Genomic DNA, 13,474 nt, shown 5'->3' on the forward strand with positions numbered 1-13,474 from the left:
TCTATAAAAAAGCCGCTCAGTTTATCTGAACGGCTTGGCTAATTTAAATATGTTTAACTTTACTATTTAATTAGAAACTATAACGAGCAGTCAGTGTAATTCTACGTGGAGCTTGGTAGTTTACGGGTGTCGTATAGTTAGGGTTAGGCAGTCTCGATGAAGCCGAGCCTACGTCACCTGTTTCATTGTATTCAGTGACTTCTTGAAAGTTAAAGGCATTTCTAACATTGACTTTCACGGTTAAGCCATCAACATATTCCGGCTTATACGTTAAACCTAGATCAACATTTTTAACCCATGGAGTACGGCCTTGATCGCCACGATTACCTAATACACCACCACAGTAAAACGATGAAGCACCGTAATTAGCTAAACCGCCAGCATCAACACCTAACTCATCTCTAAGTTCGTCAAGTGGGATAAAACCAACACAGTTTCTTGGACGACCAGATTGTAAACTGAAATTAACAGATACTGAAATCTCATCATTAACTTGGTATGCACCAAAAGCTTTAAAGGTGTGACGACGATCATTGGGTAAAGCACCATAGGCACCATGCTGAAATAATGCATTATCAATGTCTTGTGTTAAACCTGCATCCTCTTGCTCTAGAGTCGAGTTAACATAACCTTCTGAGTTACCTTCACTTTTAGCTAAAGTATAAGAGCCCTGCAAGAACCAACCGTCAGCAAAAGGCTTCTCGAAAGTGAATTCTAAAGCTTTATAAGTACGTTTGTATTTTTCTAGGCCGAAGTATTCTTCAGGAACACTTTCTACCTCGTAATTACCGTCATTGTTAAGATCCAGCGCAATAGAAAAATCATTACCTGGGTTCATCATCATACAGCCAGCCATTGATTTATAATCGAAATCATTATAACCATTCTCTGTTGCATAATCGATAAATGGCTGATGAGAACAGTAATCATCCATGCCATCTTTAACTTCACGGTAAATAGCCTTGGCACCTAAAATCCAGTCATCAACCTGCTGTTGATAGCCAAGAATAAATTCATCTTGATGCATAGGTTTTAAGTTTGTTGCCGCTACGGTTCTTGAATCAGGCGCTTTCTCATCACCGTTAGAGTTTCTTGTACCAATAGCGTCGCCCACTTTATCAGGAGCAGCAGTGATTGGATTTTCATCAGCACTGTCTACATAAAAGTACTCTTCATAGCTCCATTCAGTACCTGCAGCACGAATATTTGTATTAGCCGCGATTGGCATAAAGTAACGCCCGGCAGTACCGAAAAGTTTTTTGTTACCATCGCCATCCATATCCCAAGAGAAGCCCAAACGCGGCGCCAATTCACTGTCAGATTTAACAAATGAATCGCCATCACCGTTGCGGTTTTCAAAGCCTTCTGAACGCAAACCTAAGTATACCATCCACTCATCAGTAACTTGCCAAGTGTCTTCTATATAAAATGCTGTGTTTTCAACTTCATAAGAAGCAGAACCCGTATTACTTTCTCTATGGCGAATATATTCTTCACCTGCTGTTACAAAAGCACCATTAACACTTTGTCCGCCTGCTCCGTCAACATCTTGAGCTACATGCCAGCGCCAGTATTCGCCACCTGTAAAGGTAGTGCCACGTTTAGTCGAGGTAAATTTCTCTTGGTCATAACCGACACGAAGTGTATGTTCACCTAGAATCCATTCTGCGCCTAAACGTAAAGAGTCGCGTTCATCAGTATCAGAAGCGATCCCAGCTTCAGGCACAGTACTTTGGCCTTGAGCAATACCCCAACAACCAATGCTTTGTGAACTTGAAGGTGTTTCACGGCGATCGAATACTAACTCACATTCAGCGCCAGGGCCGATATCAGGGTTACGCGTTTCTAGTTCATTGGTCATGTTGCCCCAAAGAACACTTACTGAGAAATCATCAGTTAAAAATCCGGTATAGTTAACGATAGTAACATCACCACCTTTGGTGATCTCATAAGGGTCAGCAGCTTCACCATGAGTCCCAGTGTAATACATACCTTCAGGGTTACTGTATGAGGTAAATTCTTGTGTTTCTTCATTATCGATGTAAGTCATCTCTAATAAATGGTCGTCTGAGATATTCCAATCAAGCTTTAACAAGTACATTGGTGAGTCGTCTTTCATTGTCTCACTTGTTTGTTTGCCAAAGGTATTGCTTTCATCATCTTGGCCTTCAAATAAGCCAAAAAAGAATAGTTTATCTTCAACAATAGCGCCTGATGCATAGGCATTATAGGATAAAGAGTCAAATTCATTAGCTGAGCGGAATGAAGAATAACGGTTAGAGTATTCTAAATCAGGATCGCGAGAAGTAACATCTTTGCCATCTTCTCTAAAACTTGCTGGCGTAGATTCAATTGAGCCACCAAATTTCCATTCATTTGAACCACGTTTAGTTACTAAACTAACAACGCCACCTAATGAACGACCGTATTCTGCGCCATAACCACCAGTGCGAACTTGTTGCTGTGAAACAGCATCATAAGGAAGGTCAGCAAAAGAGGTGAAGTTACGAATATTAGTAACATCGAAACCATTAATAAAATAACCATTTTCAGCAATTGACGAACCACCAAAAGAGGCAGTATTACCATTTCCTAAACCAGAATCACCTGCTGTTGCTCCAGGAGCTAACAAAGCAACTGATGTCAAATCTCTTGCTACCGGTAATAAGTCTATTTGCTCAGCAGTAAAGACTGAAGTCGATTCTACCGATGTGGTATCGATACTAACTAAAGAATTACCCACAATAGAGATAATTTCAGAAACTTCTGTAAAATCAACATTACTGCCCTTACCAATAGCGACTAAGATGTTTCGAGTATCTACACCATTGTCGACAGTATATTTGCCTGTCGGCAACTTAGAAAAGTTAAAACGGCCATCTTCACCAACAACAACAACGCGTTTAAAACCTGTCGCTGGGTTCTTAATTGTTACACTTTTACCCTGAATGGCTTTACCGTAAATAGAGCCACTAACATTATCGGCAAAAGTCATCGGAGACGCAGCTAAACATGCCCCAACTGCGATAGCAGCTAACGAGCGATTAAAGCTTCGCTTTATATTTGAATTTTTCATTATTATGTTTATCTCCAGTATTTAATAATTATTATTTGAACAAACCAAAAATGTTACAAAAAAGTAACACTTTATTGCATTCTTACCCAAACAAAGTGACTTTACAAGCATAGTACGAAAAAAGCTGTAGAAAGTACTCAGCAGAATACTCTGATACTGTTGGCATTAGGATAACTTTGATTACCGCTATACAATTTTATTAGCATCTAGATTAAAAAGTTAAAATTCACCTTTATTAACAACAAGCTAATAAATATTTAGACGTAGTTGTTTAATAAAAATAATAAATTTTTATTAAACAACTGAAAAAATACCACATAAAAATCAACTTCAACGATTGTAAAAGCAATGAAATTATGGATATTAGAGTTAAAACCCCACTAAACTTCACACTTAAAAATAACATCCTCGTACTTTTAACAAAAAAATAACAATTAGGTAAAATCCGATAAAAAGACAAAATATAAAACTAGTGTAAAGTGTGAAATCAAATCACATGCTTTCAATAAGTCAATTATCTCTTAAACAGAGTTGAGTGTAATTTAGAAAGTAGACATTGATAAACAGAAATAGGGCATTGATTGACGAACGTCATTCAATGCCCTATTCTTTAAATATCAAAGATTTAAATTATTAATATATTCAATTAATAATTTTGGAAAAAAACAACATAAAATATTAAGTGATTTCCTAATAAAGCTTACAAACTGGTTTCAAATCTCTCCCCATTTCGCTTCACGTTTATCAAAAAAAGCACAAACACCTTCCTCACATTCCTCTGAAAGCATCGCTGCAACCATGCTTGCGCCAGCATGAGCAAAAGCAGTTTCAATTGGCATTTCTAGTTGCTGATAAAAGGCTTCTTTACCCGCTTTTATACCGATGGCAGATTTACTGGCAATTTTTTGTGCCAGCTTTTCTGTTTCTTCCAATAGAAAATCAGTAGGTACTGCACGATTAATTAAACCAAAACGTACCGCGTCTGCTGCTGAAAAAAGATCGCCTGTTAACGCTAATTCCATAGCATGTTTGCGGTGAATATTTCTTCCAATGCCTACCAAAGGTGTACTACAAAAAGTACCGATATTAACGCCAGGGGTACAAAACTTAGCATTTTCACTGGCAATCGCTAAGTCACACATTGACACTAACTGACATCCAGCTGCTGTTGCAGTGGCTTGCACACAAGCAATAATTGCTTTGGGTGATTTTACTAATGACATCATCATGTCTGCACAACTATTTAAAACGTCGTTAACACGCTGTTCGCGCGTTAACGGGTCATCTAACGTTCTACCACTCATTTCTTTTAAGTCATGACCTGCCGAAAATACTTTACCAGAGCCGGTGATCACAATAACTTTTACTTCACGGTCATTGTTCGCTAAGGTTATTGACGATTTCAGTGCCGAGATCATGGCTGAAGAAAGTGGATTTCTTGCTTCAGGTCTATTTAATGTTAGCCATAGCACTCGACCTGACATCCGAGATAAAACATAGGGCTGTGCTGAGTTACTCATCACTTTACCACCATAGTTGCGGGCATTTTTACAGCGATCACCGTCCCTTTTGCACAAGTAACCCCCTTAGCTGAGACAGTAACTTCTACGATTATTTTTCGTTCTTTTACTTCAACAAATGTGCCTATTAGTTCAAGTTCAACCGCCTGAGGCGTTGGCGCTAGATAATTAATATTCAGCGCAGCAGTAACAAAACGTAGCGCAGGAGAGCTGCCCATTTCTCGATCTTCACACTGATACGCCATGGCAGAGGCACTTCCTGTGCCGTGACAATCAATTAATGACGCAATTAGACCACCATAAACAAAACCAGGGATCGCTGTGTGGTAAGGCTCAGGGGTAAAATGAGCAATTGTTTTCTCACCAGACCAATAACTTTTTAACTGATGCCCCTCGGGGTTATTGGTGCCACAACCATAACAATGACTTAAATCGTCTGGGTAACACGCTTGAAATGCTTTGCTGTTCATATTTATTCCTTAAATTAAGAGAGCGTTCTCAAATCATCAATAACTTTGCCATCATCTTTTAATTGCTTTAGTGGTAATAATTCCACATTACCTGATAATTTGGTAATAGACTTTAGGCTTAACGAAATAGCTAATACCAGCGCGGCTTCTTGCTCAATCGAATAGTTTTCATGGTTAATTTCACATTGTAAAAGCATACTGTCATTAAAGTTTTCACTGGTGATCAACAAACGAACCTTAGCAATTTCAGTATGGGCTTGGCGTACTCGTTCAATTTGAATAGGATGTACAAACATCCCTTTTATTTTAGCGGTTTGATCAGCACGACCTAACCAGCCTTTAATACGTTTATTGGTGCGACCACAGGCACTTACTCCTACTTTTATGGCTGATAAATCACCGGTTGCAAAACGAATTAGTGGGTAATCTTTATTAAAATTAGTGATGACCACTTCACCTACTTCACCATCAGGCAAGGGCTCTGTTGTGCCCGGCCTGACAATCTCAACAATAATATCTTCAGCAATAATTAACCCATCAGACTGCGCACTTTCATAAGCAATTAAACCCACATCTGCTGAGGCATAGGCTTGCAAAGTTTCAACCCCTCGTGCTTGTAATTCACCTCGCAAGCCCTCGGGTAAAGCCTCACCCGTTACTAAAGCTTTAGAGATACTAGAGATGTCTCTATTTTGTTGTTGAGCTTTATCTAATAATATTTTCAAGAATGAGGGTGTGCCGCAATAGCCTGAGGGCTTTAAATTTTCAATTATCTCAAGTTGCTGTTCCGTTTGTCCTGGCCCCGCGGGTATAACAGCACAACCACAAGCTTTCGCGCCCGAGTCCATAATAAAACCGCCCGGCGTAAGATGATAAGACAAGCAATTTTGTATACGGTCTCCTGCGCGAAAACCAGCCGCATAAAAGGCACGACCCATTCGCCACCAATCATTACCATCACCTTCTGGGTCGTTTATCGGCCCTGGTGATTGAAAAATTCGCCCAATATTAGCTGACTTAGCATCTAGACCCGCAAAAATAGGTTGTGCTTGTTGCAAAGCAATTAAGTCTGATTTATGCATTATCGGCAATGAAGCAAGTAAAGCTCTAGAGCTTATTTTTTCAAGGGTAATATCAGCCAGCTTATCTTGGTAATACGGGCATTGGCTTTGAGCAAACAGAAGTTGCGCGGGTAATTGCCCAAATAATGTGTTTTCTCGCTGCAGTTCACTTTGGTGTTCTTTGTCATCATAGAAGCTATTCATATCGTTGTTCATTCCTTAATATTATTTGCGGGTCTTATTATTGAAAAAATCACAACCAACGTTTACGACGCTTATAAGACTTAAGATTCTTAAAGCTTTTGCGGTTTTCATTACCACCGCCTAAGTAGAATTCTTTTACATCTTCATTATTTAGCAATTGATCTTGCGTGCCATCAAGCACTATTTTTCCTGACTCCATAATGTAGCCATAGTCTGCTGCTTTGATCGCGTAATTGGCATTTTGCTCAACCAGCAGCATAGTAATACCTTGGTCACGATTGATTTTTCCAATAATATCGAACACTTCTTTCACTAAAAGTGGTGACAAGCCCATGGAAGGTTCATCAAGACAGATCATTTTAGGGCGCGCCATTAATGCTCGACCTATCGCTAACATTTGTTGCTCTCCTCCTGACAAATAACCTGCTAATCCGGTACGTTCTTTTAAGCGAGGAAAATAGTTATAGACCATTTCGATATCTTGATTAATTTTTTTGTCATTGCGGGTATATGCGCCTAATTTTAGGTTTTCAAGTGACGTCATATCTTCAATAATACGTCGGCCTTCCATTACCTGAAATAGACCACTGCGCACTACGTCTTCAGCATTTTTACTGTCAATACGCTCCCCCATAAAGGTAATGTCGCCGCGAGTAACTTCACCTTTTTCACTTTTCAACAAACCTGAAATCGCTTTTAAAGTGGTCGATTTACCAGCACCATTTGGCCCCAATAAAGTGACGACATCCCCCTCAGGAACATCTAACGAAACTCCGCGTAAAACTTGAATGACGTCATCGTAAACAACTTCAATATTATTCACTGACAATAGCGGTTTAGCTGTTGCTATTTTAACTGCAGGTTGTGACATAAATACTCCGTAAAACTTCATAAAGACAGACGCTTAATTATTTCCTGCCTTTATGAGGCTAAAATAAATAAAAACTAATGAAAATTAGTAACCTAACCAATCATCACGACGATCTAAAGTAACCGACGTCACTTTTTCAATTTTTATATCACCGTCGTTATAATTACCTTTATAGATGTTTACTTGGTTAACGCCTCGGTGGTCTTCATTAGTCCAGTTAGCGGCTAAACAAACGCCCTCTAAACCTTTTGGAACCCAGTCAGTATTTGCGTACATACCCTTTTTAATATTTTCGCCGGTAATGCCGCCATTGTCTTTCGCCCACTCCATCGCTTCTTTCATAAAGTAAGCAGAGCAAACACCGCGCATATAGTGATGTGAACGTGATTCATTTCCTGATTCATCAGACATTTTTGAAATTTCGCGTACTAATTTCATACCTGGGACGTCGTCTGTCCAAAAAGGTGTCATGGTGGGGAAGATATAATCTTTAATACCTGGTCCTGCCGCTTGGAAAACTTGTTTATCGCCTCCCCAGATATTCGACATAAATTGAATATCTGTGCCTATGGTATTACATGATTTAATCAAGGATTGAACTGACCCCCCTAAGTTACCTATGTAACCATAATTAGATTCTGAGCTTTTTAAACTCAGACACTGTGCTTTAAAGTCACCGGGCTTCATTGAAACAACAACCGGTGGTTGCACATCAAAACCGAGCTCTATCGCATATTCTGCACAAGCGGCTTTGGGTGCATTAGGGTAAGGGTGATTAGCACCAATATGGGTAAATTTAGGTTTGCCTGAGCTACCTTTTGTTTTCCAATCTTGTGCTGCCCATTGCACTAATCCCCGACAAGCGTCTGAGTATGAGGCGCCATAGAAAAAATTATAAGGTGCTGGTTTTTTAGTCTCTGGGTTTTTGCCTGTTGGGTCAGTTAAATGCCCAGAGTAGGAAGCTGAAAAAACAGGGACTTTGTCTTTAGCAACAAAAGAAATTAACGCTTCGGTGTCAGCAGTACCCCAACCTTGCATCGCGACCATTTGTTTACGTGACTTCCACTTTTTATAATTAGAAATGGCTTGTGGCACTTTATAAGCATAATCAACAGTTTCAAATTCAAGCTTGGTCCCTTTTATGCCGCCATGCTCATTAATATAGGCTAATGAATCACGTACGCCGTCAGCATATACTTTACCTACAAAAGCGGTTGGTCCAGACATATCAGCCAAATGCCCCACAAATACTGAATCTTCTGACATTGCTTGTCCACTTGATCCTAATACCGCACACGTAATAATTGAACGCACTAATAGTTTTTTCTGCATGGTAATAATCCTTTTGTAATGTGATTGGCTAATACAATTACTGTAGTTGCCATTATTATTTTTTAGTTTATTGAGCCAGCAAGTAAATCTCACTGGCTTTTTATTCTCCCTGATACTTAAGCTTTAATAAGCAAAAGGGTAAAATTTCCAGTAATTTTTAATTTGAGCCCAGCGATGCGCTAAACCTTCAGGCTCGAAGATTAAGAACAAGATAATCACTAAACCAATGGCCATTTCTTTAATGAAAGCTAAACCATCAATCACCATAGGAATATTTCCCCAAGTGGTTTCTTTCATCATGCCAACCCCACCAGCAAGAAATTCAGGTAATAACACCATAAAAATCACCCCCATCATGGTGCCTTTCACTGAACCTAAGCCGCCGATAATAATCATCGCTAAAAATTGAATGGAAAGAAAAATAGTGAAGCCTTCAGCCGACACATAACCTAAATAGTGCGCATATAACGCACCACCAATACCCGCATAAAAAGACGATATACCAAATGACAACAAACGATATTTATTTAATTTAACGCCCATTATTTCAGCTGATAAATAATGGTCGCGTACCGCAACAAAAGCTCGACCATCTCGACTTCTTATTAAATTACAGCCCCAAATAAACATAAAGACAAAAGCAAATAAAGCGATGTAGTAAAAGCTTTGGTCTGTATCAAAAGCGTAACCAAATAAATTAACAGGCTCTGCCATTGAACCTGAAGACCCTCCAGAAAACCAATCAGCTCGAGCAAAGAAATCTTGAAGAATAAACTGAGCAGACAGCGTTGCTATCGCAAGATATAAACCTTTAATTCTTGCTGCAGGCATACCAAACATCATGCCCACAGCCATCGTTAAAAACCCAGCTAAAGGTATACAGAGAAACACGGGGATCTCCATTGACATATTTAGCCAGGCTGATGCAAATGCACCAAAACCAAAGAACGCACCATGGCCTAAAGATATTTGCCCGGTATAACCAACCAAAATATTTAGTCCGAGTGCTGCAATGCCTAAGTACGACATTTGAATCAGTAAACTTAGAATATAACCATCAAAAAATAGCGGTACTGTAATTAAAAACGCGACAGCGATAATTGCCATAATTCTAATGTTTTTTGTTTCGAAAATAGTATTATCTTGTTTATAACTAGTGCGAAAATCTCCGCACGGGCGCATCGTTAAACTCGACATAATTTACTCCTTAAACTGGTTTGCTAAATGAGTGTTCTATTTAACTGCTAGCAACAACTCATTAATGAATAATCCTATCAATGGCTATATGCGTTCAATATCTTTTGTGCCGAATAAACCGTAAGGTTTAAACCACAAGATAATTAACAACACATAAAAAGGAGCGATGTCGTACATGTTGCCAATATGGAAGTATTGACTGTCAAAGAACTCAGCAACATTTTCTAAAACACCAATAAACAATCCACCAACGATGGCACCAACAATAGAGTCAAGCCCACCAAGAATTACCGCTGGAAAAACCTTAATACCCATAATAGATAACGAATCTGAAACACCGTTGACTAAGCCAATAACAATACCGGCAGTTGCTGACACCGTAGCAGCAATTCCCCAGCTCATCGCAAAGACGCTTTTTACCGATATACCCAAACTTTGAGCTACTTGTTGATCAAAGGCAGTCGCTCGCATCGCTAAACCATGTTTTGAATATTTGAAGAAAAAGAAGAAAGCCAACATCACAAATAAAGCAATACCGGTACTCAGCAAATAAGCCACTTCAACATTTAAACCAAATATTTCGATACTTTGCTTTTCAAAGACCTGTGGGTAACTTTGTGGGTTTAAGCCAAAAATCCACTTCATTAACGCTTGAAAGAACATGGACAAACCTATCGTGATCATAATGACTGAGATAATGGGCTCGCCGATCATCGGTCTAAGCACAATCATTTGCAGCAACACACCAAAACCTGCCATAAAAAATAACGTTAAGAAGAACCCAACGATAAAGGGCAGTTCCATGTAAATTAAGAATGCCCAACACACCCAAGCACCAATCAGTAAAAATTCACCTTGAGCAAAGTTAACTATTTGTGTTGATTTATAAACCAGCACAAAACACATCGCGACAACGCCATATAACAAACCGACAATCAGGCCATTAGTAATTAACTGAAATAGAAGTTCAAAATTCATGATGCTTTCCTCTGTTCATGTGCAGATGGGGCGCAGACATTGTTTTTATTAGATAATGTTGCGACCTTTAATTGAGTTTGGATACGCGTTTTACCGCCATCTTGGAAGGTGATCACCGTATCAACATCAACATATTCTTGGTCATCATAGATAGAGCTAATGATGTCGCCATACTTGTCAGCAATGACTGAACGCCTAACTTTTCGAGTACGTGTTAACTCGCCATCGTCTGCATCAAGTTCTTTGTAAAGTAATAAGAATTTATTGATTTTTTGTGCATCGGGTAGTGTCTCATTAACCTTTGAAACTTCTTCAGTTAGCTTTTGATAAACTTCCGGTAACGCAGACAAACTGGTGTAGTTGGTAAAGGATAAACCTTGTTGCTCAGCCCACTTAGAAACGATACTAAAACGTATACAAATCATCGCCGACAGGTAAGGTTTGTCTTTACCCAAAATAACCGCTTCGCCAATAAAAGATGAGAATTTCAATTTGTTTTCAATATATTGCGGAGAGTATTGGTCGCCATTACTGGTTTTGGCTAAATCTTTAATACGGTCAATAATAACCAGGTGGCCTGATGGTTTAAAATAGCCAGCATCACCCGTGTGCATCCAACCATCTTTTACGTCATCGTCGTATGCTTTTTGATTATCAATGTACCCCGTAAACATACCAATTGTTTTGCCAAGGACTTCGCCAATACCTTGAGTATCTTCATTAATTATTTTTACATCGGCGCAATCAAAAGCAACACCGACGCTGTCATAATCAATGTCATTTTCTTGATGTACCGTATAAGCACCACACAATTCAGTTTGTCCATAAAGTTGACGAAGCGGCACCCCAATCGTTTGGAAAAATCTAAAGGTATCAGGTCCCATAGCAGCGCCACCTGTTGCGGCAGATTTTAAGAAGGTAAAACCTAAACGATCACGGAGTGCTTTCATTAATAGTACGTCAGCCAACCAAGACTTTTCTCCTTTTGCTTGCGCGCTTTCGGCTAACTTCATCGCGTAATTAAAGATTTTTTGTTTTAGCGGTGTAGAGTCCATCATTCTTGAAGTCACGTCCGCTAAAATACCTTCCCAAACTCTAGGCGCCAGTAAAACAAAGCTTGGGCCTATTTCGCGAAGGTCTGCCATTAATGTTTCTTGCTGCTCAACAAAATTAACAATTTGGCGAGCAATTAATGCCTGACCTACCGCATAAACCTGCTCCATGATCCAAGGTAAAGGCAGTACTGAAACATAGTTATCACCAGGCTGACGAGGGTCAGCACGTAAATACGATGAACAATGTTTGACAAAATTACCACCCGCCAACAAAGCAATTTTAGGCTTAGACGTAGTACCAGAAGTTGTGCAATAAATCGCGGTGTTTTCAGCTTTCGTGGCGTTAACGAGTGCTTCATATTTATCTGGTGATGCTTGGTCTATTGTCTGACCTTGTTTGTAGATGTCTTCAATACTGACTAACCGAGGATCATTATATTTACGCATACCTCGCGGATCACAATAAACAATGCATTTCACATCAGGTATGCCATCACCAAGCTCTAAAAGCTTATCGCATTGCTCTTCATCTTCAGCGATAACAACGGTCGCATTACTTTTATTGAGCAGATAAATTACTTCTTCATGAAGCGAGTCTTGGAAAATACCAATGGAATAACAACTCATTGCGTGTGCAGCGATTTCACCCCAAACCCATTCAGGGCGGTTGTCACCCAGCAAAGCAATCGCGTCACCGGCTTTAATACCACGTTCACCCAAAGCGATCGCTAACCACTTCACACGATTTTGGTAATCAACCCAACTAAATTCATTCCAGATCCCAAACTCTTTTTCTCGCATGGCGATATCATTGGGCCAATTTTTTGCATTTTCTCGAAGTATCTTTGGGAAAGTATCGAGTGCACCCATATCAAAATCATTGGTTATACTCATTATCCAACTCCTTGCAAGTCTTCGAGTTCATCATCTTCAACGCCTAAATAAGCACGTTTTACATGTTCGTTCGCCATCACTTCTTCGGGTAAACCGCACATCAATTTTTTACCAAAGTCGAGTACCATCACTTCATGTGAAATATCCATAACCACACCCATGTCGTGCTCTATCATCACAACTGTAATGCCAAACTCTTCGTTAAGATCTAAGATATAGCGCGCCATATCTTCTTTCTCTTCTAAGTTCATGCCCGCCATAGGCTCATCAAGTAAAATGAGTTGCGGGTTCAGCGCCATCGCTCGAGCAAGTTCTACCCGTTTTCTAAGGCCATAAGATAAAGTGCCCGCGACTGATTTTCTGATATGTGATATTTCTAAAAAATCAATAATCTCTTCAACATAACGTCGATGTTCTAGTTCTTCTTTTTGTGCTTTAGATGCCCAATAAAGAGGGCCCGTGATCCAGTTATTTTTCAACAAATGATGGCGACCCACCATAATATTGTCTAACACAGACATATGCCCAAATAAGGCTAAATTTTGAAAAGTACGTCCCATACCTAAATCAGCACGGTCATTAGGACGTAAGTGAGTAACTTCTTGATTATTTAAAGCAATAGAACCACTGTTTGGACGGTAGCGCCCTGAGATACAATTTAGCATTGAGGTTTTACCCGCCCCATTTGGGCCGATAATAGAAAAGATAGCGCCTCGTGAAACTTCGAAGCTGACATCAGTAAGTGCTTTAACACCACCGAAAGCTAACGATATTTGATCAATTTTGAGTATTGGTTCAGACATACTCACACTCCTG

At 39.5% G+C, this 13,474-nt stretch carries 10 protein-coding genes; all 10 read right to left on the reverse strand.

The genetic code is table 11. From position 1 onward, the window contains the following. Positions 1 to 70: 70 nt before the first annotated feature. The 10 genes from H4J76_RS06235 to H4J76_RS06280 all read right to left on the reverse strand — a co-directional run bounded on the left by H4J76_RS06235 (position 71) and on the right by H4J76_RS06280 (position 13,461). On the reverse strand, positions 71 to 3,076 hold the full coding sequence (locus H4J76_RS06235; protein WP_182230273.1) for a TonB-dependent receptor: 3,006 nt from the start codon (positions 3,074 to 3,076) through the stop codon (positions 71 to 73). A 713-nt stretch (positions 3,077 to 3,789) separates the two neighbouring features. Then, entirely contained in the window at positions 3,790 to 4,596 is an 807-nt protein-coding gene (locus tag H4J76_RS06240) for an enoyl-CoA hydratase (protein WP_182216641.1), read from the reverse strand. Further along, the gene (locus tag H4J76_RS06245; RefSeq protein WP_182216640.1) at positions 4,596 to 5,066 is read right to left on the reverse strand and encodes a PaaI family thioesterase; all 471 of its coding nucleotides are present in this window, start codon (positions 5,064 to 5,066) and stop codon (positions 4,596 to 4,598) included. Before H4J76_RS06245 ends, H4J76_RS06240 begins: the two co-directional genes overlap by 1 nt. Before the next feature lie 14 nt (positions 5,067 to 5,080). Further along, positions 5,081 to 6,331: a phenylacetate--CoA ligase family protein gene (locus tag H4J76_RS06250; RefSeq protein ID WP_182216638.1), complete on the reverse strand. Its 1,251-nt coding sequence runs from the start codon at positions 6,329 to 6,331 to the stop codon at positions 5,081 to 5,083. Positions 6,332 to 6,380: 49 nt separating this feature from the next. Further along, positions 6,381 to 7,202: an ABC transporter ATP-binding protein gene (locus H4J76_RS06255; protein WP_182216636.1), complete on the reverse strand. Its 822-nt coding sequence runs from the start codon at positions 7,200 to 7,202 to the stop codon at positions 6,381 to 6,383. A gap of 84 nt (positions 7,203 to 7,286) precedes the next feature. Continuing rightward, positions 7,287 to 8,534, reverse strand: a complete 1,248-nt coding sequence (locus tag H4J76_RS06260) for an ABC transporter substrate-binding protein (protein WP_182216634.1) — start codon at positions 8,532 to 8,534, stop codon at positions 7,287 to 7,289. Between the two features lie 123 nt (positions 8,535 to 8,657). Next, on the reverse strand, positions 8,658 to 9,731 hold the full coding sequence (locus H4J76_RS06265; RefSeq protein WP_182216632.1) for a branched-chain amino acid ABC transporter permease: 1,074 nt from the start codon (positions 9,729 to 9,731) through the stop codon (positions 8,658 to 8,660). An 84-nt stretch (positions 9,732 to 9,815) separates the two neighbouring features. Continuing rightward, positions 9,816 to 10,709: a branched-chain amino acid ABC transporter permease gene (locus tag H4J76_RS06270; RefSeq protein WP_182216630.1), complete on the reverse strand. Its 894-nt coding sequence runs from the start codon at positions 10,707 to 10,709 to the stop codon at positions 9,816 to 9,818. Beyond that, a complete protein-coding gene (locus tag H4J76_RS06275; protein ID WP_182216628.1) occupies positions 10,706 to 12,658 on the reverse strand; it encodes a long-chain fatty acid--CoA ligase in 1,953 nt (650 codons plus the stop codon). The genes H4J76_RS06270 and H4J76_RS06275 overlap by 4 nt, the downstream gene beginning before the upstream one ends. Next, positions 12,658 to 13,461, reverse strand: coding sequence for an ABC transporter ATP-binding protein (locus tag H4J76_RS06280; RefSeq protein WP_182216626.1), 804 nt, complete (start codon positions 13,459 to 13,461; stop codon positions 12,658 to 12,660). The genes H4J76_RS06275 and H4J76_RS06280 overlap by 1 nt, the downstream gene beginning before the upstream one ends. Between the last annotated feature and the right edge of the window lie 13 nt (positions 13,462 to 13,474).

It is taken from the genome of Colwellia sp. BRX9-1 (assembly GCF_014077195.1).
Taxonomy (GTDB): domain Bacteria; phylum Pseudomonadota; class Gammaproteobacteria; order Enterobacterales; family Alteromonadaceae; genus Colwellia_A.

Bases quoted from the DNA above. Each gene is read 5' to 3' on its own strand.
- H4J76_RS06235 (WP_182230273.1), bottom strand. From the start codon at position 3,076: ATGAAAAATTCAAATATAAAGCGAAGCTTTAATCGCTCGTTAGCTGCT.
- H4J76_RS06240 (WP_182216641.1), bottom strand. From the start codon at position 4,596: ATGAGTAACTCAGCACAGCCCTATGTTTTATCTCGGATGTCAGGTCGA.
- H4J76_RS06245 (WP_182216640.1), bottom strand. From the start codon at position 5,066: ATGAACAGCAAAGCATTTCAAGCGTGTTACCCAGACGATTTAAGTCAT.
- H4J76_RS06250 (WP_182216638.1), bottom strand. From the start codon at position 6,331: ATGAATAGCTTCTATGATGACAAAGAACACCAAAGTGAACTGCAGCGA.
- H4J76_RS06255 (WP_182216636.1), bottom strand. From the start codon at position 7,202: ATGTCACAACCTGCAGTTAAAATAGCAACAGCTAAACCGCTATTGTCA.
- H4J76_RS06260 (WP_182216634.1), bottom strand. From the start codon at position 8,534: ATGCAGAAAAAACTATTAGTGCGTTCAATTATTACGTGTGCGGTATTA.
- H4J76_RS06265 (WP_182216632.1), bottom strand. From the start codon at position 9,731: ATGTCGAGTTTAACGATGCGCCCGTGCGGAGATTTTCGCACTAGTTAT.
- H4J76_RS06270 (WP_182216630.1), bottom strand. From the start codon at position 10,709: ATGAATTTTGAACTTCTATTTCAGTTAATTACTAATGGCCTGATTGTC.
- H4J76_RS06275 (WP_182216628.1), bottom strand. From the start codon at position 12,658: ATGAGTATAACCAATGATTTTGATATGGGTGCACTCGATACTTTCCCA.
- H4J76_RS06280 (WP_182216626.1), bottom strand. From the start codon at position 13,461: ATGTCTGAACCAATACTCAAAATTGATCAAATATCGTTAGCTTTCGGT.